The 18,430-nt window shown below is 71.8% G+C and carries 21 protein-coding genes and 1 pseudogene; 2 read left to right on the forward strand and 20 right to left on the reverse strand.

All coding sequences use genetic code 11. The features are described from left to right. Nucleotides 1–144 precede the first annotated feature (144 nt). Nucleotides 145–981: a translation elongation factor Ts gene (gene tsf / locus OG447_RS31000; protein ID WP_266940845.1), complete on the reverse strand. Its 837-nt coding sequence runs from the start codon at nucleotides 979–981 to the stop codon at nucleotides 145–147. A 135-nt stretch (nucleotides 982–1,116) separates the two neighbouring features. Then, nucleotides 1,117–2,043, reverse strand: a complete 927-nt coding sequence (rpsB, locus tag OG447_RS31005; protein ID WP_266940847.1) for a 30S ribosomal protein S2 — start codon at nucleotides 2,041–2,043, stop codon at nucleotides 1,117–1,119. 248 nt (nucleotides 2,044–2,291) lie between these two features. Here rpsB and OG447_RS31010 point away from each other — a divergent pair, with 248 nt between their 5' ends. After that, a complete protein-coding gene (locus OG447_RS31010) occupies nucleotides 2,292–2,759 on the forward strand; it encodes a M23 family metallopeptidase (protein WP_266940849.1) in 468 nt (155 codons plus the stop codon). A gap of 132 nt (nucleotides 2,760–2,891) precedes the next feature. Here the strand turns inward: OG447_RS31010 and OG447_RS31015 are convergent, their stop codons facing one another. The 18 genes and pseudogenes from OG447_RS31015 to proS form a co-directional block, all read right to left on the reverse strand. Next, nucleotides 2,892–3,449, reverse strand: a complete 558-nt coding sequence (locus OG447_RS31015) for a TetR/AcrR family transcriptional regulator (RefSeq protein WP_266940987.1) — start codon at nucleotides 3,447–3,449, stop codon at nucleotides 2,892–2,894. A gap of 52 nt (nucleotides 3,450–3,501) precedes the next feature. Continuing rightward, nucleotides 3,502–4,338, reverse strand: coding sequence for an RNA polymerase sigma factor WhiG (gene whiG, locus OG447_RS31020; protein WP_266940850.1), 837 nt, complete (start codon nucleotides 4,336–4,338; stop codon nucleotides 3,502–3,504). 209 nt (nucleotides 4,339–4,547) lie between these two features. Continuing rightward, nucleotides 4,548–5,894, reverse strand: coding sequence for a DNA-processing protein DprA (gene dprA, locus OG447_RS31025; protein WP_266940851.1), 1,347 nt, complete (start codon nucleotides 5,892–5,894; stop codon nucleotides 4,548–4,550). Next, entirely contained in the window at nucleotides 5,891–7,525 is a 1,635-nt protein-coding gene (locus tag OG447_RS31030; RefSeq protein WP_266940852.1) for a YifB family Mg chelatase-like AAA ATPase, read from the reverse strand. The genes dprA and OG447_RS31030 overlap by 4 nt, the downstream gene beginning before the upstream one ends. Next, nucleotides 7,525–7,896, reverse strand: a complete 372-nt coding sequence (locus OG447_RS31035) for a YraN family protein (protein WP_266940854.1) — start codon at nucleotides 7,894–7,896, stop codon at nucleotides 7,525–7,527. The genes OG447_RS31030 and OG447_RS31035 overlap by 1 nt, the downstream gene beginning before the upstream one ends. Before the next feature lie 108 nt (nucleotides 7,897–8,004). Beyond that, entirely contained in the window at nucleotides 8,005–8,313 is a 309-nt protein-coding gene (locus OG447_RS31040; RefSeq protein WP_005311352.1) for a DUF2469 domain-containing protein, read from the reverse strand. A gap of 55 nt (nucleotides 8,314–8,368) precedes the next feature. Beyond that, nucleotides 8,369–8,839, reverse strand: coding sequence for an NUDIX hydrolase (locus OG447_RS31045; protein ID WP_266940988.1), 471 nt, complete (start codon nucleotides 8,837–8,839; stop codon nucleotides 8,369–8,371). 52 nt (nucleotides 8,840–8,891) lie between these two features. Next, on the reverse strand, nucleotides 8,892–9,674 hold the full coding sequence (gene lepB, locus OG447_RS31050; protein WP_266940856.1) for a signal peptidase I: 783 nt from the start codon (nucleotides 9,672–9,674) through the stop codon (nucleotides 8,892–8,894). A gap of 43 nt (nucleotides 9,675–9,717) precedes the next feature. Continuing rightward, nucleotides 9,718–10,623, reverse strand: coding sequence for a signal peptidase I (lepB, locus tag OG447_RS31055; protein ID WP_266940857.1), 906 nt, complete (start codon nucleotides 10,621–10,623; stop codon nucleotides 9,718–9,720). Beyond that, a pseudogene (gene lepB / locus OG447_RS31060) lies at nucleotides 10,571–11,541 on the reverse strand (signal peptidase I). The gene lepB (OG447_RS31055) and the pseudogene lepB (OG447_RS31060) overlap by 53 nt, the downstream one beginning before the upstream one ends. A gap of 61 nt (nucleotides 11,542–11,602) precedes the next feature. After that, entirely contained in the window at nucleotides 11,603–12,334 is a 732-nt protein-coding gene (lepB, locus tag OG447_RS31065; protein ID WP_266940859.1) for a signal peptidase I, read from the reverse strand. Nucleotides 12,335–12,378: 44 nt separating this feature from the next. After that, nucleotides 12,379–12,729: a 50S ribosomal protein L19 gene (rplS, locus tag OG447_RS31070; RefSeq protein ID WP_073911044.1), complete on the reverse strand. Its 351-nt coding sequence runs from the start codon at nucleotides 12,727–12,729 to the stop codon at nucleotides 12,379–12,381. Between the two features lie 133 nt (nucleotides 12,730–12,862). Further along, nucleotides 12,863–13,684 carry a tRNA (guanosine(37)-N1)-methyltransferase TrmD gene (gene trmD / locus OG447_RS31075; RefSeq protein WP_266940861.1) on the reverse strand — a complete coding sequence of 274 codons (822 nt, stop codon included), beginning with the start codon at nucleotides 13,682–13,684 and terminating at the stop codon, nucleotides 12,863–12,865. Then, the gene (rimM, locus tag OG447_RS31080; protein WP_266940863.1) at nucleotides 13,684–14,244 is read right to left on the reverse strand and encodes a ribosome maturation factor RimM; all 561 of its coding nucleotides are present in this window, start codon (nucleotides 14,242–14,244) and stop codon (nucleotides 13,684–13,686) included. Before rimM ends, trmD begins: the two co-directional genes overlap by 1 nt. Nucleotides 14,245–14,409: 165 nt before the next feature. Beyond that, nucleotides 14,410–14,649 (reverse strand): RNA-binding protein, encoded by a 240-nt coding sequence (locus OG447_RS31085; protein WP_030011889.1) that lies wholly within the window; start codon nucleotides 14,647–14,649, stop codon nucleotides 14,410–14,412. Between the two features lie 2 nt (nucleotides 14,650–14,651). Further along, a complete protein-coding gene (gene rpsP, locus OG447_RS31090; protein ID WP_215150440.1) occupies nucleotides 14,652–15,089 on the reverse strand; it encodes a 30S ribosomal protein S16 in 438 nt (145 codons plus the stop codon). Nucleotides 15,090–15,359: 270 nt separating this feature from the next. After that, complete coding sequence (locus OG447_RS31095) at nucleotides 15,360–15,956, reverse strand: hypothetical protein (RefSeq protein ID WP_266940865.1); 597 nt, start codon at nucleotides 15,954–15,956, stop codon at nucleotides 15,360–15,362. A gap of 199 nt (nucleotides 15,957–16,155) precedes the next feature. Continuing rightward, nucleotides 16,156–17,568, reverse strand: coding sequence for a proline--tRNA ligase (gene proS / locus OG447_RS31100; RefSeq protein ID WP_266940866.1), 1,413 nt, complete (start codon nucleotides 17,566–17,568; stop codon nucleotides 16,156–16,158). A gap of 142 nt (nucleotides 17,569–17,710) precedes the next feature. On the opposite strand from proS, the gene OG447_RS31105 reads away from it, so the two are divergent. Then, a complete protein-coding gene (locus OG447_RS31105) occupies nucleotides 17,711–18,427 on the forward strand; it encodes a class I SAM-dependent methyltransferase (protein WP_266940868.1) in 717 nt (238 codons plus the stop codon). The last annotated feature ends 3 nt before the right edge of the window (nucleotides 18,428–18,430 follow it).

An 18,430-nucleotide genomic window follows, 5' to 3' on the forward strand; every position in this document is an offset into this window, starting at 1 on the left:
ATACGAAGAAGGCCATTGCCGGTGGGTCCTTGCGGTTCCCTCTACGGCAATGGCCTCCTCGTCAGATCTGCGGTCGCCTCGCGCAAGCGCGGACGACTGCTTCAGACCCTACCGGGGTCCGGTGTCCGTCGCGTACGGACCGACTCAGATGCCGACCTTGATGCGCGAGAAGCGCTTCAGGGTGACACCGGCCTCGTCCAGAACCTTCTGGACGGACTTCTTGTTGTCCAGCGCGTACGGCTGGCCGAGCAGGGTGGCGTCCTTGAAGAAGCCGTTGATGCGACCCTCGACGATCTTCGGGAGGGCGGCCTCGGGCTTGCCCTCCGCGCGGGTGACCTCTTCGGCGATGCGACGCTCGGACTCGACCTTCTCGGCCGGAACGTCTTCCTTGGAGAGCCACTGCGGGGCGAACGCGGCGATGTGCTGCGCGACGCCGCGGGCGACCTCGGCGTTCTCCTTGTCGAGCTCGACGAGGACACCGATCTGGAACGGCAGGTCGGGCATCGTGCGGTGCATGTACGAAGCCACGTAACCGCCGGTGAACTGCGCGAAGCGGTCCAGGACGATCTTCTCGCCGAGGTTGGCGTTGGCCTCGTCCACGAACGCCTGGACGGTCTTGCCGGGCTCGATCTCGGACGCGAGCAGCGCCTCGATGTCGGCCGGGGAGGTGGCGGCCACGTGGGCGGCCAGCTGGTTGGCGACGGCCAGGAACTTGTCACCCTTGGCGACGAAGTCCGTCTCGCACTTCAGCTCGACGAGGACACCGGAGGTGTTGTCGTCGGCGATGAGGGAGACGACGGCACCGTTCTCGGCAGAACGGCCCTCGCGCTTGGCGACGCCCTTCTGACCCTTGATACGGAGCGCTTCCATGGCCTTGTCGACGTCACCGTCGGAGTCCACGAGCGCGTTCTTGCAGTCCATCATGCCGGCGCCGGTGAGCTCGCGGAGCTTCTTGACGTCAGCGGCGGTGTAGTTCGCCATGAGTCTGTGATTCTCTCTCGAAGTCGTAGATCTACGGGTGAACGGCGGAGGCGCCGCGCTCGTGGCGCGGCTCCCCCGCCGTCATCGTCCGTGCTGCGAGTGCCCGGCGCGTGAACGCCGGGCGCTCTCAGTGGGTCAGGCCTGCTCGGCGTCGGCGGCCGGGGCGTCGGCGGCCGGGGCCTCGACGACCTCGGCGGCCGGAGCCTCGACGGTCTCGGCGGCCGGGGCCTCGACGGTCTCGGCAGCGGCCTCGGCCGGAGCGGCCTCGGCGTCGTCAGCCTTCTTGTCGCCCTCGAGCAGGTCGCGCTCCCACTCGGCGAGCGGCTCGGCGGCGGCCTTCTCGCCCGGCTTCGAGTCGCCGGTCGCAGCGCCGGAGCGGGCGATGAGGCCCTCGGCGACGGCGTCGGCGATCACGCGGGTGAGCAGGGTGACGGAGCGGATCGCGTCGTCGTTGCCCGGGATCTTGTAGTCGACCTCGTCGGGGTCGCAGTTGGTGTCGAGGATCGCGACGACCGGGATGTGGAGCTTGCGCGCCTCACCGACGGCGATGTGCTCCTTCTTGGTGTCGACGATCCAGACGGCGCTGGGGACCTTCGACATCTCGCGGATACCACCGAGGGTCTTCTCCAGCTTGATCTTCTCGCGGGAGAGGACCAGGAGCTCCTTCTTGGTGAGACCCGAGGCGGCGACGTCCTCGAAGTCGATCGCCTCAAGCTCCTTCAGACGCTGAAGGCGCTTGTAGACGGTGGAGAAGTTGGTGAGCATGCCACCCAGCCAGCGCTGGTTGACGTACGGCATGCCGACGCGCGTCGCCTGCTCGGCGATGGCCTCCTGCGCCTGCTTCTTCGTACCGACGAACATGATGGAGCCACCGTGCGCGACGGTCTCCTTCACGAACTCGTAGGCGCGGTCGATGTACGACAGCGACTGCAGCAGGTCGATGATGTAGATGCCGTTGCGCTCCGTGAAGATGAAGCGCTTCATCTTCGGGTTCCAACGGCGGGTCTGGTGACCGAAGTGGACGCCGCTTTCCAGCAGCTCCCGCATCGTGACGACGGCCATGGCCATCTCCTTGGTTTCTCGGTTTGGTTCCTGACGCCCCGCCGCGCCCTGCCCCATGAGGGACCGAGAGACGCTTTCACCTGGCCCTTTCGGGCTGGTGCTGGGGCGTGCGAAGTCGACCCGGTGACCCGGATCGCCACAAGAAGTGTACGGGACCCGGTGGTATGCCGGGTGACGCACTTGTCCACACCCGGCGGACCGTCCACAGGCCCGGCCGCCGCCGGCCCCGGCCCCGCCACCCTGGGGCCATGACGACACTGCTGCTCAGCCTGCTGCTGCTCCTGGCCCAGACGGCCCTGCCCGGATTCCGCCCGCTGCCCGCGCCCCTGACCGTGGCCCGCTGGTGGGACCCGCCCCCGACCCCGTACGCGGCCGGGCACCGCGGGGTGGACCTGTCCGCGCCCGTGGGCACCGAGGTCCGCGCCGTCGCGGCCGGCCGGGTCCATTACGCGGGGATGGTCGCCGGCCGAGGGGTCCTCTCGCTCGCGCTGCCGAACGGCCTGCGCACCACCTACGAGCCGGTACGGCCCCTGGTCACGGAGGGCGAGCAGGTCACGGCGGGCCAGGTGGTGGCGGTCCTCACGGCGGGCTCCCACTGTCCGGAGCCGTGTCTCCACTGGGGCCTGCTGGCGGGCGAGGCGTACCTCAACCCGCTCACCGTTCTCCCCCGCCCGACACCCCGCCTGCTGCCGATGGCCGACCCCGCCGCCGGCTGAGGGCCGGAGCCCCGCTCCTCGGCCTTCAGCCCCGCCGGCGTTTCAGGCGCGGGCCTGGGGCGGAGCCCCGTTCACCAGCCCCGCCGGCGTTTGAGGCGCGGGGCCTGGGGCCTTGGGTGGAGCCTCAGGGCCTCAGCCCCGGACTCCCCGCAGGGCCATGTCGACGGCGGTCTCCGTAATGACCTCGGGGTCCTCGGCCGCGCCGAGCTCGATGCGGCGGACGGCGGCGTCGACGACCCCCTGGAGCAGCATCGCGGCCAGCCTCGGCTCCGCCTGCCCCAGTGCGCTCAGCGCTTCGACGATCATCGCCACCAGGCCACCGTGCGCGGCGCGGATCTTCTCCCGCGCCCCCGCGTCCAGCTCACTGGCCGAGATCGCCACCACCGCCCGGTGGCGCCGGTCCCCGACCAGCCCCAGCTGGCTCCGTATGTAGGCCTCGATCTTGGCCTCGGGCGACGGGGCCTCTTCCATGGCCGCCTCGATCTCGGCGGCCCATACGGGGAAGTCCACCGCGCACAGCTCTTCGACCACGGCCGCGCGGGAGCGGAAGTACTCGTACACGGAGGACCGGGCGAGCCCGGTCCGCTCCGCGAGGGCGGGGAAGGTCAGCGCTTCCGTCCCGCCTTCGGACAGCAGGGAACGCGCGGCGTCCAACAGGGCGCCGCGCTGCATCGACCGGTGCTCGGCCACGGAGGCCGCTCGAATCCTGGGCACACATCCACTCTACGGAGGTGCCGCAAGCTCACCGCCCGACATCCGCCAGCTTCGCCCGCAGTTGGAGGACCGACTTCGTGTGGATCTGGCTGACCCGGCTCTCGGTGACGCCCAGGACATTGCCGATCTCGGCCAGCGTGAGGCCCTCGTAGTAGTAGAGCGTCACCACCGTCTTCTCCCGCTCGGGCAGCGTGTTGATGGCCCGTGCCAGCAGGCGCCGCAGCTCACGGTCCTCCGCCACCTCCACGGGGTTGTCGGCGGCGGTGTCCTCCAGGGTGTCCATCAGCGAGAGGCGGTCGCCGCCCTCCCCGCCGACGTGCAGCAGCTCCTCGAGGGCGACCACGTTGGCCAGCGACAACTGGCTGAAAACGGCGTGCAGGTCCTCCACGCCGATCCCCATCTCGCCGGCGACCTCGCCCTCCGTCGGGGTGCGGCGCAGCTGGGCCTCCAGCGTGGCGTAGGCCCGCTCCACGGCCCGCGCCTTCTGCCGTACCGAGCGCGGGATCCAGTCCAGCGCCCGCAGCTCGTCGATCATCGCGCCGCGGATCCGGGTGATCGCGTAGGTCTCGAACTTGATGGACCGGTCGATGTCGAACTTCTCGATGGCGTCGATCAGCCCGAAGACCCCGGAGGAGACGAAGTCGGCCTGCTCCACATTGGGCGGCAGGCCGACGCTGACCCGGCCCGCCACGTACTTCACCAGAGGTGAGTAGTGCAGGATCAGCTGCTCCCGCAGCCGCTCGTCACCCGAGTCCTTGTACGAGCGCCACAGCACCTCCAGGGACGAGGGCGCGGTGGACCGCACGCTGCCGCGGGCAGCGGGGGGCACCGCAGCGCGGTCAGACCCTGAGGTGTGCTGGGGCATGCTTCGCCTTTGCCGGAGCCGGATTCCTTGGGAGCGTAGCGTGACGGAAGTGTCGCGGTGCGCGAAGAGTACGGGATCGCGCGGGGGCGCATGGGCGTCGCGACTCGCGCGGGCGACCCGGGACCGGCGCCTGGCGCTCGGTCCCGGCGACTGCCACCGGGAAGACCGCGTCTCTCATCGGTTTCACTCTTTCACCGGAACGCCCCAGGTCAACCACCGCCTCGCCGGGCGGCTCCGGTTTGCGTGCCTCCGTCGGGCCTTTGCCTGCTCAACTGCCATCCGTCGCCCTGCCGTTCGACGAACCCCAGAGAGTGAAGTTCGTACAGTCTGCCGATGACTTCATCGACGCTGATGCCGGAGGCAAGTGCCACCGCGTCGAGTTGGGCCGGACGCCCGGCGGGGAGCGCTTCGAGCACGCGGGAGGTGTCCGGGCCGAGCAGGTCCCGGGCGAACACCGGGCCGCGCCGCTCGGGAGCCAGCTCGCCCATGCCGCCCACCAGCTCGGCCACTTCCGCCGCGTCGGTGACCAGCACGGCCTCGCCCCGCAGCAGTTCGTGCACTCCGGCGGAGAGCGCGCTGGTGGCGGGTCCGGGGACGCCCATGGTGAACCGCCCGAGGTCCCGTGCCCGCCGGGCGGTGACCAGGGCGCCGCTGCGGTGGGCAGCCTCGACGACGACCGTGCCCCGGGTGAGGGCGGCGATGACCCGGTTGCGCAGGACGAACCGGCTCGGCGTCGGATGGCTGCCCGGCGGCAGTTCACCCAGGACCAGTCCCTGGCCCGCGATCCGGCCGAGGAGCCCGGCGTGTCCGCGGGGGTAGGCGACGTCCACCCCGCAGGCGAGCACCGCCACCGTCGCCCCGCCCGAGGCCAGCGCCCCGCGGTGGGCGGCGCCGTCGATCCCGTACGCCGCCCCGGAGACCACGACCCAGCCGCGCTCGGCGAGCCCGGCGGCCAGGCTCTGGGCCATGTGCGCCCCGTACGGGGTGCAGGCCCGGGCCCCGACGAGGGCGACCGAACGCAGCGCCCAGGTCCGCAGGTTGGGCAGGCCCCGCAGCCACAGCCCGACCGGGCGGGCGTCGCCGAGGTCGTCGAGCTGGGTCGGCCACTCCGGCGCCCTGGGCACGATGAACCGGACCCCGGCCTCGGCGGCCGCGGCCAGGTCCCGCCCGGGGTCGGCCCGCACCGCCCGTCTGCGGTATCCGGCGAGCCGGTCCGGGCCCACCCCTGACAGAACCCCCGGCTCCGCCTCGGGGCCGGTCAGCAGCCGTATCAGCTCCACGGCGCCGAACTCCCGCAGCCAGCGCCCGCCGTGCCCGTCGCCGGGCTCCAGCACCCGGGTCAGCGCCGCCCGCGCCAGCAGTTCCCTCTCCTGGGCCCGGTCCCCGCCCCCGCTCCCCCGGCAGTCCTCGCCCCGGCCCGACGGCTCCGGCCGGGACTCCGACAGCCGCTCCGGCCTGGAATCCGGCCGGGGTTCCGGCCGGGGTTCCGGCAGCGGCAGCTGCGTGGGATCCGGCAGGGGCAGCAGCGCGGGGTCCGGCTGCTCGGCCCCGGTCATGACCCGGCCCGCTCGACTGCCGGCGCCCCGCGGGAGATCCCGGTCCGCAGTTCCAGCGCCACGGCCACGTCCAGCGCATCGGGCCGGTCCCGCCCCCGCAGGTCCGCCACGGTCCATGCCACGCGCAGCACCCGGTCCAGCCCCCGGGCGGTGAGCAGCCCGCGCTCCAGGTCCCGCTCGGCCTGCGCCATGGCCCCCGGACCGGCGTGCCAGCGGGTGCGCAACTCCTGCCCGGGCACCTCCGAGTTGAGCCGCCAGGGAGTGTCGGCGAGCCGGGCCCCGGCCCGCTCCCTGGCCTCGCGGACCCGGTCGGCGACCAGCGCGGTGGATTCGCCCCGGCCGCCGTGCCCCAGCAGATCGGACCGGGTCACGGGCTCCACCACCACCCTCAGGTCCACCCGGTCGAGCAGCGGCCCGGACAGCCTCGCCTGATAGCGGCGGATCACCGCGGGCGGACACTCGCATCCGGCCCCGAGCAGCGTGTGCCGCCCGCACGGGCACGGATTGGCCGCGAGGACCATCAGGAACCGGGCCGGCAGCCGGACCACCCCGGCGGCACGGGCGATGACCACGTGTCCCGATTCGAGCGGCTGTCGCAGCGCGTCCAGTGCCCGGCTGTGGAACTCGGCGGCCTCGTCCAAGAAGAGCACCCCCCGGTGAGCCAGGGAGACGGCCCCCGGCCTGGGGATTCCGTTGCCGCCGCCCACCAGGGCCTGCATGGTCGCCGAATGGTGCGGTGCGCAGTAGGGCGGTCGGGTGACCAGCGGTTCGCCGGGCGGGAGGATTCCCGCGACCGAGTGGACGGCGGTGACCTCCACGGAGTCCCGCCGGGTGAGGTCGGGCAGCAGCCACGGCAGCCGTTCGGCCAGCATCGTCTTGCCGGCCCCCGGCGGCCCGCTCAGGAAGAGGTGGTGTCCGCCCGCGGCCGCCACTTCCAGGGCGCGGCGCGCGCCGTACTGACCGGCCACGTCGGCGAGGTCGGGCAGGTCCGCTCCGTCCCCCTGGCCGGACCGGGCGCCGGACAGCCCCGCTCCCAGGCCCGCACCTGGGAGGAGCAGGCCGGCCAGTATCGGGTCCGGGCGGCCGGGCGGGTCGGGCGGCTCCTCCTCGGGGACCACCCCGTCCGTCAGGACCGCGATCAGCTGGCGCAGACTGCGGACGCCGAGCACCGAGACGTCCGGCACGAGCATGGCCTCGGCGGCGCACTGCTGCGGCACCACCACCTGCCGGTACCCGGCCTCCGACGCGGCGAGCACCGCCGGGAGGATCCCCCGGACGGGCCGCACCCGGCCGTCGAGCCCCAGCTCCCCCACGAGCACGAGCTCGGCGATCGCGGCCGGGTCGACGACCTCGGCGGCGCCGAGCACGGCCGCCGCCACGGCCAGGTCGAAGCCGGCCCCGGATTTCGGTACGGAGGCCGGGCTGAGTCCGACCGTGAGCTTCTTCTGCGGCCAGGCCGCCCCCGAGTTCACCACGGCGGCCCGCACCCGGTCCCGGCTCTCGACCAGGGTCTTGTCGGGCAGCCCCACCAGGGTGAAGGCCGCCACCCCCGGTTCCAGGTCGGCCTGGACCTCCACGACCACTCCGTCGACGCCCGACAGGGCCACCGAACAGGCGCGTGCGAACCCCATCAGGCCACCCCCCTGACGTGTTCCACCACGGGCGCGCCGCGCCGGGGCAGGAGGACGCCGACGAGGTCGATGCGCACCCCGCCCCGGGGTGGTCCGCCGTGGTCGGCGAGCCAGCGCCCGGCGAGCCGGCGCAACCGCTCGGCCTTGCCGGGCCGTACGGCGGCCATCGGGTGCTCGAACGGTCCCTCCCGCCGGGTCTTGACCTCGCAGACGACGAGGGCGTCACCGTCCCGCGCGACGATGTCGATCTCACCGCTGCGGCAGCGCCAGTTCCGGGCGATCACGGTCATCCCGGCCTCGGTCAGCCGCCGGACCGCGAGCTCCTCGCCGTACCGCCCCAATGCCTGCTGTGCCACGCCCTTCGCGTTCATCCGGCACCACCTCCGGCACCGACGATCGCGCACCCCCGCCCACCCTGTGGATCTTGGTGGACAACCCCGCCGTTGTGGACAACCCCGTCACCCTCACGGGGTCGGACCTCAGCTGCCGGGCAGTTCGAGATCGCTCTTGTTGAGCTCCTCGATGTTCACGTCCTTGAAGGTCAGCACGCGGACCTGCTTCACGAAACGGGCCGGCCGGTACATGTCCCACACCCAGGCGTCGGCCATCGAGACCTCGAAGAAGACCTCCCCCTGGACCGAGTGCACCTGCATCTCGTAGTCGTTGGTGAGGTAGAAACGACGTTCGGTCTCGATCACGTACTTGAACAGCCCGACGACGTCGCGGTACTCCCGATAGAGCTTCAGCTCCATCTCGGTCTCGTACTTTTCGAGGTCCTCGGCACTCATGGCATGTTCCCCTTCAGCCGTGCGTCCCCCTATTGTGCGCCAGGCCCCTGCGCCCCTAAACGATTTCCGGGGCCAGGACCACCGGCGAACCCGGAGGGCCGTCGTCGAGCAGCGTCCGCAGCAGCTCGGCGAGTCTGGTCGGGTACACCGTCTCATGGGCCGCGAGAAGTTCCTCGGAGGTCCACCACCTGGCTCCGGTGACGCTGCGCCGCTCCAGTTCGGTGAGGCCGCTCATCTCGGTCGCCGTCTGGTCGGTACGGGCGAGGAAGTACCACTCGTCCTGTTCCCAGCGCCGCCCGTCGAAGGGGAACGAGCAGTACCGGCGCCACAGCACGGGCCCCAGTTCGACGTCTGTGATCCCCGTCTCCTCGGCGAGTTCCCGCAGGGCGGCCTGCTCCCTGCTCTCGCCGCCCTCCAGGCCGCCGCCGGGGGTGAACCACCAGTCGTCCGCCGGGTCCGCCGGCTCGAAGCCGTGCAGCAGCAGGATGCGGTCCGCGGGGTCCAGCAGGATCACCCGGGACACCATCCGCACCGTCGGCGGACCTCCGGGCCCGGGCACCGCCGCTTCGGCGGCCGCGTCAGCGGGCACCGGCCCGCTCCCGCCGCCTCCCGCGCCCGAGGACCCGTGCGAGCGGACCGTACGCGGCCCCCAGCACCACGAGGGCGGCCCCGGCCACCACCATCACCACCTGGAGGCGCAGCGGCCCCGGCTGCGAGGTTCCGCCGGGCAGGGCCGCGTAGGTCCCCGGCCGCTCCAGCATCCGCATGGACGGCCACGCCAGGGCGTCGACGCGGGCGCTGACGGCCGACCGGGAGACGGTCCCCTGCCCTGCCTCCTCGAGGTGCGCGCGGGAGTCCAGCGAGCCGCTCCGCTGGTCACCCAGCAGGAAGAGGTTGCCCTCGGGCACCGTCACCTCGAAGGGGGTCCCGGGCGCCGGGGGCTCCCCGGCCGGGGTGGGCAGGTCCGAGACCGGCCCGCGGGCGTCGATGTACGGCTCGTCCAGCGGTACGCCGTTCACCGTGAGCACGCTGCCCGCGCCGCTGCTCTTCACGGTGTCGCCGCCGATGCCGACGACCCGCTTGACCATGGGCGAATCGCTCCACATGGAATCAGTAAAGATGACCACGTCCCCGCGGCGCACCTCGTCACCGCCGATGCGCTGCGCCAGGACCCGGTCCCCGGGGCGCACGGTGGGCATCATCGAGTCGGTCGGCACCGTGTAGGGCTGGTAGAGGATCGCCGCCCACACGAAGCCACCGAGGAAGAGCGCGAAACCGATGGCCACGGCGATTCCCGACAGCACGTTGCCGAGACCGCCGTGGCCGTTCCTGCCACTGCGTATTTCTTGTGTCCCGCCCATTCCAGCGCCCCCACCTTCGGAGATCGTCGACCTGGGCGGCACCCTACCCGGCGGTACGCCCGCTGGTCAGCCTCCGCCGGCGCCACAGTACGACCGGCACCGCACCGGCGAGCCCCAGCGCGGCCGGGCCGAGACCGGCCGGTGCCAGCCCGGCGGCACCCAGGCCGAGGGCGGTCGCCGCGGCCTGGTTGCCGATGCCCGGCTGGTCGAAGGTGTCCGGGACAGGCAGGGTCGACCAGCGTGTGACCGGCCAGGCGACGACCACGGCCCGCCCGACGACCTTGTCGACCGGCACGAAGCCCTGGGTGGAGTCCTGCATGTGCCAGCGGGAGTCCTGGGAGTTCTGCCGGTGGTCGCCCATGACCCAGATCTTGCCCTTGGGCACGGTGATCGGGCCGAAGGGCATGTCGTCGCACGCGGTGTTGCCGGGGAAGATGTACGGCTCGTTCAACTCCTTGCCGTTGACGACGACCGGTCCCCCCTTCTTGCACTCGACCGTGTCCCCGCCGATGGCGATGGTCCGCTTGATCAGGTCCTTCTCGTCGGCGGACGGCATCAGGCCGATCTTGCTGAGGACCCTCTGCGCGAAGTTCGGGTCGGGGGTGGGCTCCCCGGACAGCCAGTTCGCGGGGTCGTGGAAGACGACGACCTCGCCCCGCTCGGGCTCGGAGCCGAACCACGGGGTCAGCTTGTCCACCAGCACCCGGTCCCCGCGCTGCAGGGTGTTCTGCATCGAGTCGGACGGGATGGAGAACGCCTGGACCAGGAAGGTCTTGATCAGCAGGGCCAGCAGCAGGGCGATGCCGACGAGGAGCGGAAGCTCCTTCCAGAAGGACCGGTGCGTTTGCGCATTGGCACCGCCGTCCTCCTCCTCGGCCTCGCGCTCGACGGCGTCGTCATCCGGCCGCTCCTCGCCCTCGTCGCGTCCGGACCGTGCGCCTACCGCCACATCCCCCACATCCACTCCTCAATCGAGATCGCCGCCCGTGCCGATCGGACACGGGCCCTCCCCTCCCTTAACGAGCGGGAGTTCCCTAAGGCGCGGGAGACCCAGGACACACTATGCGAACGGCGCGCCCGGACCGCGCCGACGCCGCCCGCGCGCCTCGTGCCGTACCGCGCGCCGCGGCTCGCGCCGTGCCTGGTCGGGCACCATGCGGAAGGTCTCGGGGGTCTCCAGACGGCGCCAGTGCCCGAACGGCCAGGCGATCACCACGGCCTCGCCCACGACGTCCTCCTCGTCGATCGTGCCCTCGAAGGCCTCGTCGAGGTGGTAGCGGGAGTCCGCCGAGTTCGCCCGGTGGTCACCCATGACGAAGAGCCGCCCGGCCGGCACCCGCACCTCGAAGCGGATCTCGGAGGGGGCGTTGCCCGGGTTCACGTACGGCTCATCGAGCGGCGCGCCGTTGACGGTCACGCGGCCCTTGGCGTCGCAGCACTTGACGGTGTCCCCGCCGACTCCGATGACCCGCTTGATCAGGTCCTGCTCGTCCGCCGAGGGCAGCAGGCCGATGAAGGTCAGCGCCTGCTTGACCTGCTTGACGCCGACCGGATCCGGAGCCGGACGGGCCGCCTCGCCCTGGAGCCAGCCTCCCGGGTCCTCGAACACGACGACGTCGCCCCGCTCGACCGGGGAGCCGAACCAGGGCGTCAGCTTGTCCACCAGGACGCGGTCGCCGATCCGGATGGTCTGCTCCATCGAGCCCGACGGGATGAAGAACGCCTGGACCAGGAAGGTCTTGAGGACCAGGGCAATGCACAGCGCCACGACCACCAGCAGCGGGACCTCGCCGGCCCGCCGGGTGCGGCGGCGCCGTCGTACCCGGCGCGCGGTACGCCGCCGCTCGGCCCGGCCGCCCTCCACCACCGGGACCTGCTCCGGCTCGGGCTCCGGATCCGGTTCCCTCGCCCCCCGCGGCCGACCCCGGCTACCCACGCCCGCCGCCGGCCGAACCCCAGCGCGAGACCGGCCAGCCGATCCAGTCGGCCCGCCCGATCACCTTCTCCACCGGCACCATCCCCCCGCCCGGTTCTCCCAGGTGGTCCCGGGAGTCCCGGGACTGGGAACGATGATCACCCATGACCCACAGGGTCCCAAGGGGCACGACGATACGGAAGGGCACCCTGGAGGGCGCGTCTCCGGGGTACAGGTACGGCTCGTCCAGCGGGACGCCGTTGACCTCGATCCGCCCGGCCGCGTCGCAGCAGACCACGTCGTCGCCGCCGACGCCCACGACCCGCTTCACGAAGTCGGTGTCGGACGGCTCCGCCAGCCCCAGCGCGGAGGCCGCGCCGCGCAGCGCGTCGCCGACCGGGCTGCCGCCGGCGGGCTCCCGTACGAAGGAGCCGCTGCCGTCGAACACGACGATGTCACCGCGGCGCGGCTGGTCGCCGAAACCGTACGCCAGCTTGTTGACCAGCACCCGGTCCCCGACCTGGAGCGCCGGCTCCATGGACCGGCTCGGGATCAGGAAGGGCTGCAGGACGAAGTTGCTGAGCAGCAGCAGGAAGACGGTGCAGAGCAAGCCGAGGACTCCGGCCCGCCGCAGGGTCAGCGGCCGCGGGGCCGGGCGGCGGAGGGAGAACGCAAAACGCGGCCGCCCCTCCCCCTTGTCGGGGGAAGAGTGGCCGCGCTGCGTGTGAGGTGCTTCGGTGTCCATCGGGGGCGAGCCTATCCGGCCACCCCCGGACCCCGGAGGAGACCTCAGTTGTCGCGCTTCTCCTTGATCTTCGCGGCCTTGCCGCGGAGCTCACGGAGGTAGTACAGCTTCGCACGGCGCACGTCACCGCGGGTGACGAGCTCGATCTTCTCGAAGATCGGGGAGTGCACCGGGAAGGTACGCTCCACGCCGACGCTGAAGGAGACCTTGCGGACCGTGAAGGTCTCGGAGACACCGGCGCCCTGGCGACGGATGACGACACCCTTGAACTGCTGGATACGGGAGCGGTTGCCCTCGATCACGCGGACGTGCACGTTGATCGTGTCACCCGGGCGGAAGGCCGGGACGTCCGAGCGGAGCGCGGCGGCGTTGACGCCATCGAGCAGGTGAGACATGTTCTTCGTCTGCTTTCTTCGCATGACGCCACAGGTCGCCAGTGCGGGTTTCCGTAGAGAATTCGGGAGCTGTGGAACCCGGCGGACGACGGTCCCCCTGTGGCAGGGGCGTCCGCGAGCACACAGCAGCCGCCTATTCTTCCACGGCCTGCGGCCTGAGCCAAAATCGGCCGTCCGGGGACGGCTTCCAGCCCAGGATGGAGAGGATCTCGCGGTCCTTCTTGTCGAAGGCCGAGGCATCGCAGCGCTCGATCAGGTCCGGGCGGTTGCGCGCGGTCCGGCGGAAGGCCTCGTCCCGGCGCCAGCGGGCGATCTTCCCGTGGTGGCCGCTGAGCAGCACCTCGGGGATGTCGCGACCGCGCCACAGCGGGGGCTTCGTGTAGACCGGGCCCTCCAGCAGGTTCGCCATCTCGCCGGGCGCGAAGGAGTCGTCGCGGTGCGATTCGGCGTTCCCCAGCACCCCGGGCAGCAGTCGGGCCACGGCCTCGGTGACGACCAGGACGGCCGCCTCGCCGCCCGCCAGCACGTAGTCGCCGATGGAGACCTCGTACACCGGCATCCGCGTGGCGTACTCGTCCATGACGCGGCGGTCGATGCCCTCGTACCGGGCCGGGGTGAAGATCAGCCACGGCCGCTCGGAGAGCTCGACCGCCAGTTCCTGGGTGAAGGGGCGGCCACTGGGCGTGGGCACGACCATGACCGGCCCGCGCGCGCCCGCCTCGTAGCCGTCGGCCAGCGCCGCGTCGAGGGCCTCGCCCCACGGCTCGGTCTTCATGACCATGCCGGGGCCGCCGCCGTACGGGGTGTCGTCGACCGTGTTGTGCCGGTCGTACGTCCAGTCACGCAGGTCGTGGACGTGTACGTCGAGCTGCCCGCGGGCACGGGCCTTGCCGACGAGGGAGACGTTCAGCGGCTCCAGGTACTCGGGGAAGATCGTGACGACGTCGAGACGCATCAGGCGTTGTCCCCGGCGTCCTCGTCACGGGTCGAGTCGATGACCGCGTCGCGCTCGTCGATCAGCCCGGGCGGCGGGGTGATGACGCAGCGCTGCTCCTCGAGGTCGATCTCGGCGACGATCTCCTCCACGAAGGGGATCATCACCTCGGAGCCGTCGGGCCGCTCGACGATGAAGAGGTCCTGCGAGGGCAGGTGGGAGATCTCAGTGATCCGGCCGATCTCGGTGCCGTCGGCGAGGACCACGTCCAGGTCCATCAGCTGGTGGTCGTAGTACTCGTCGGGCTCCTCGGGCAGCTCCGCCGGGTCCACCTCGGCGATCAGCAGGATGTTGCGCAACGCCTCGGCGCCGGTGCGGTCCTTGACGCCCGCGAAGCGGAGCATGAGCCTCCCGCTGTGCACCCGGCCGGTCTCGATGGTCAGCGGTCCCGCCGACGCGGGCTCGGTCTTCAGCACGGCGCCGGGGCTGAGCCGCAGTTCCGGCTCGTCGGTGCGCACCTCGACGGTGACCTCACCCTTGATGCCGTGGGCGCGGCCGATCCGCGCGACTACCAACTCCACTGTGTTCTCCCCATCTCGCGGCCGACCCGCCGCCGCTCTCGCGCGGAGGTGGTACCTCTCCGTCGTGGTTTCTCAGTCAATGGTTGCTCTGCCCGTGGGCGGAAACGACTCGGGCCGGGGTGGGCGACCAGCGCCCTCCCCGGCCCGTGCCGGTAATTCAACTTCTCAGCGGACCTGGTCCACGTCGACGAGGTCGACGCGGATCCCCCGGCCGCCGATGGCGCCCACGACGGTACGCAGAGCACGTGCGGTGCGGCCGTTGCGACCGATCACCTTGCCGAGGTCGTCGGGGTGGACCCGGACCTCGAGCACCTGCCCGCGGCGCAGGTTGCGCGAGGCGACCTGCACTTCGTCGGGGTTGTCCACAATGCCCTTCACGAGGTGCTCAAGAGCCTCCTCGAGCATGCTCAGGCCTCGGTCGACTCGGCGGCGGCCTCAGCCTCGTCCGCCTTCTTGTCGGCCTTCTTCGCCTTCTGCGTGATGGCCTCGCCCTTGGCGTCGCCACCCTCGAGGGCCTTGGCGAACTCGTCGAAGGTACGACGCTTGTCTTCCTTCGTCGCCGGCTGGAGCAGCGGCGCGGGGGCGGGAAGGCCCTTGTGGGCCTGCCAGTCACCGGTCAGCTTCAGGATGGCGAGCACAGCCTCGGTGGGCTGGGCGCCGACCGACAGCCAGTACTGCGCACGCTCGGCGTTGACCTCGATGCGCGACGGGTTGTAGGTCGGGTGGTAGATACCGATCTCTTCGATCGCGCGACCGTCCCGGCGGGTGCGGGCGTCGGCGACGACGATGCGGTAGTGCGGCTGGCGAATCTTGCCGAGGCGCTTGAGCTTGATCTTGACTGCCACTGGAGTGGTGTCTCCTGAACTTGACGTGGTTGGGCACATGAGATGCCACGTGGGGTTGCGGTACTCGGGTGCCCGATGGACGCGTCAGCCGGAGGAGAGAGGGGTCCTATGCGACTGTCGAGTACAGCTAGCCATTGTGCCATACGCCTGCGACGCGCTCAGCACGGGCAGGTCGGCCCGCACCCGCTCGCCCCGGCCCGCGGGCACGGCCCGCTCGCCCGCCGGCCGCGGCCGGTCGCGCCGGCAAGGGGGCGTCGGGGGACCGGGCGGTCAGGAGGCCGCCGCGATGGCCACCTCGGGGATGCGGAAGGGCTTCATGCAGCCCCCGCACACGATCGGCGCCTGGGCCAGCACGGAGGGGACCACCCGTACGTTGCGCCCGCAGTCGCAGACCGCCTTCACGCGTACGCCGCCGCCGGAGGAGCCGTGCCGGGCGGCCGGTCCGCGGAAGCTTCGCTTGGTGTCGGCGGCCGTCGCGGCCGTGTGCGCCTTCAGGGCGCGCTGGAGCCGCTCCATCGTGGGGCGGTAGCGCTTCTTCGCCTCGGGGTTGAGCGTGACCAGTGAGAAGCCGCTACTGGCGTGCGGCTCTTCGGAGTGGTCCAGCCCCATCTCTTCGGCGATCGCGAGGAATCTGCGGTTGTGGTAGCGGCCGGCGCGCGAGGTGTCGCGGACTCCGCGGGCGGCGGCGATGCCGTGGACTGCCTCGTGCAGCAGTCGCTCGAAGGAGAGCTCGGCGCCGCAGGCGGACGAGGACTCTCCGATCAGGGACTCGGGCGCGGCAAGGTCAGGCAGCTCGGAGTGGTACCGCTGAATATCGGCCCACGCCTGCGCCAGCTCTGCGGCGAGAACAGGTGGTGTCGTGCTCACGTCGTGACAACGAGCCGGGGTGCCCCGGTGTTCCGATTCCGGGCCATTCCAAATTTTTTGCACGTACCAGTCAGTTCAGTCTCATGCGTCCGGAGGAGGACGGGTGCGCCGATCTCAGGAGGAGTCGGTACGTAACGACGACCGGCAGGCATCAGCCCCGGCGTGCGGCTGCTGCCGCGCGCCGGGGCGTAGGAGCCGCTCAGTACGAGCGCGCGACGATCGCGAGGGTACCGGGGGCGTCGTCCGCCTCCGGAACCGACCCGTCCGCGGCGATCAGGCAGCGCACGGAGACGGCCTGCTCGGCCAGCTTCGCCTCGCCCTCGGGGCCCAGGTCCGCCCACGGGATCCGCGCCCAGCCACCGGCGACGGCGGCCTCGGCGGCCTCCTCGATGGTCGCCACGTCCGAGGTGCGGGCCTCACGGCGCTCGCGGGACTCGCGCAGCAGCTGCGCCTGGTCCTCGTCGAGCACCTTGGGCAGCAGGTCGGCGAGCGCGTCGATCTGCACCGGGGTCTTCCCGCCCGGGATCCGGCGGGCCAGCATCGCGGTGCCGGCCTCCAGGTCGCGGGGGCCGATCTCGATGCGGACCGGTACGCCCTTGAGCTCCCAGTCGACGGCGCGGCGGCCGAAGGGGGTGTCCACGCGGTCGTCGACCTGCACGCGCAGGCCGGCGGCCTTGAGCTGGGCGCCCAGCTCGCGGACCTTCGCCACGGCCTCGTCGCCCTTGATCGCCATGACGACGACCTGGACGTGCGCGAGGCGCGGCGGGACGCGCAGGCCGTTGTCGTCGCCGTGGGACATGATCAGGCCGCCGACCATGCGGGTCGAGACGCCCCACGAGGTCTGCCAGACGAGCTCCTGCTTGCCTTCCTTCGACAGGTACTGCGTGTTGAAGGCCTTGGCGAAGTTGGTGCCGAGCTCGTGGCTCGTACCCAGCTGGAGGGCCTTGCCGTCGCCCATCATGCCCTCAAGGGTGAGGGTGTTGATGGCGCCGGCGAAGCGCTCCTTGGCGGTCTTGCGGCCGAGCACGACGTCGATACCGAGGACGTTCGTCATGAAGTCGCCGTAGACGTCGCGGTGGATCCGGGCGGCGTACTCGCGTGCGTCCTCGTACGTGGCGTGGGCCGTGTGCCCCTCCTGCCACAGGAACTCGCTCGTACGGAGGAACACGCGCGGGCGCATCTCCCAGCGGACCACGTTGGCCCACTGGTTGATCAGCAGGGGCAGGTCGCGGTAGCTCTGGACCCACTTGGAGAAGTAGTCGTTGATGATCGTCTCGGAGGTGGGCCGGACGACGACCGGCTCTTCCAGCTCCTTGCCGCCGCCGTGCGTGACGACCGCGAGCTCGGGGGCGAAGCCCTCGACGTGCTCCGCTTCCTTCGTCAGGTACGACTGCGGGATGAACAGCGGGAAGTACGCGTTCTGGGCGCCCGCGTCCTTGATGCGCGCGTCCATCTCCTGCTGCATCCGCTCCCACAGGCCGTAGCCGTACGGCCGGATGACCATGGTGCCGCGCACCGGACCGTTGTCGGCCAGCTCGGCCTTGTTGATCAGATCCTGGTACCAGCGGGGGAAATCCTCCGCCTGCGGGGTGAGAACGGGTGCCTTTGCCATGGCGCGAATGGTACGGCGCCAGACGCGCCCAGCGTGAATCGAGCGTGAATCGGGTGGCGCGCTCCTCTGGACGCGGGGGCCAATGGGGAGTTCTCTGGCAACGGGGGCAAGGGGGCGACATGGAATCAGGAGCGCTCTTTCGATGACACCGACGCCGACGGCGACGCTCGTCGCCCGGGACTGGGCAGAGATCCAGGAACGGATGCTGGTACCGCTGTACGAAGCGGTCTACGACCGGCTGGAGGTCGGGCCGGGCGACCGGCTGCTCGGCCTCGACTGCGGGGCCGGGCTGCCCCTGCTGCTGGCGGCCGGGCGGGGAGCCGTGGCCACGGGTGTGGAGGCGGATCCGGCCCGGCGGGCCCTGGCCCGCGAACGGCTGCTGGAGGTGCTGGCGGCCCCGCCCGCCGCCGCTTGCCCCTACGACGCGCTGCTCGCGTTCGCCCCGGATCCCGCGGCCCTGACCACGGCCCTGCCCGCGGTCCGGCGCGGCGGCGCCGTGGTGCTGGCCGGCTGGGGTCCGGCGGAGCGCTGCACGGTGCCCGCGGTACTGGGCGGCGGGCCGGTCCCCCGGGACCTGGACGGGCTCGTGGAGCGGGCCGGTCTGCGGCCGGACGGGTCGGGGCGGGTCTTCTGCCCGTTCGGGTACGCGGACGTGGACAGCGCGGTGCGCGGGCTGCTGTCGACGGGGCTGTACTCCGGCGCGGGCGGCGGCTCCACCGGGGCCGCCGCGCCCTTCGGGATGGCGGACCCGGCGCTGGCGGAGAAGGAGCTGGCGGAGGCCCTCCACCCGTACGAACGGCCCGACGGCGCCGTGTGGCTGCCGAACATCTTCCGGTACGTGATCGCCCGGGTGCCGTAGGGG

The organism is Streptomyces sp. NBC_01408, from assembly GCF_026340255.1.
Taxonomy (GTDB): Bacteria; Actinomycetota; Actinomycetes; order Streptomycetales; family Streptomycetaceae; genus Streptomyces.

Coding starts and splice junctions, on each gene's coding strand:
- tsf (WP_266940845.1), bottom strand. CDS start 981: ATGGCGAACTACACCGCCGCTGACGTCAAGAAGCTCCGCGAGCTCACC.
- rplS (WP_073911044.1), bottom strand. CDS start 12,729: ATGTCTCACCTGCTCGATGGCGTCAACGCCGCCGCGCTCCGCTCGGAC.
- proS (WP_266940866.1), bottom strand. CDS start 17,568: ATGGCAAAGGCACCCGTTCTCACCCCGCAGGCGGAGGATTTCCCCCGC.
- rpsB (WP_266940847.1), bottom strand. CDS start 2,043: ATGGCCGTCGTCACGATGCGGGAGCTGCTGGAAAGCGGCGTCCACTTC.
- trmD (WP_266940861.1), bottom strand. CDS start 13,684: ATGCGTCTCGACGTCGTCACGATCTTCCCCGAGTACCTGGAGCCGCTG.
- OG447_RS31010 (WP_266940849.1), top strand. CDS start 2,292: ATGACGACACTGCTGCTCAGCCTGCTGCTGCTCCTGGCCCAGACGGCC.
- lepB (WP_266940856.1), bottom strand. CDS start 9,674: ATGGGCGGGACACAAGAAATACGCAGTGGCAGGAACGGCCACGGCGGT.
- OG447_RS31085 (WP_030011889.1), bottom strand. CDS start 14,649: ATGCTCGAGGAGGCTCTTGAGCACCTCGTGAAGGGCATTGTGGACAAC.
- OG447_RS31030 (WP_266940852.1), bottom strand. CDS start 7,525: ATGGGGTTCGCACGCGCCTGTTCGGTGGCCCTGTCGGGCGTCGACGGA.
- OG447_RS31045 (WP_266940988.1), bottom strand. CDS start 8,839: ATGGTGTCCCGGGTGATCCTGCTGGACCCCGCGGACCGCATCCTGCTG.
- OG447_RS31035 (WP_266940854.1), bottom strand. CDS start 7,896: ATGAACGCGAAGGGCGTGGCACAGCAGGCATTGGGGCGGTACGGCGAG.
- OG447_RS31105 (WP_266940868.1), top strand. CDS start 17,711: ATGACACCGACGCCGACGGCGACGCTCGTCGCCCGGGACTGGGCAGAG.
- OG447_RS31040 (WP_005311352.1), bottom strand. CDS start 8,313: ATGAGTGCCGAGGACCTCGAAAAGTACGAGACCGAGATGGAGCTGAAG.
- whiG (WP_266940850.1), bottom strand. CDS start 4,338: ATGCCCCAGCACACCTCAGGGTCTGACCGCGCTGCGGTGCCCCCCGCT.
- dprA (WP_266940851.1), bottom strand. CDS start 5,894: ATGACCGGGGCCGAGCAGCCGGACCCCGCGCTGCTGCCCCTGCCGGAT.
- lepB (WP_266940859.1), bottom strand. CDS start 12,334: ATGGACACCGAAGCACCTCACACGCAGCGCGGCCACTCTTCCCCCGAC.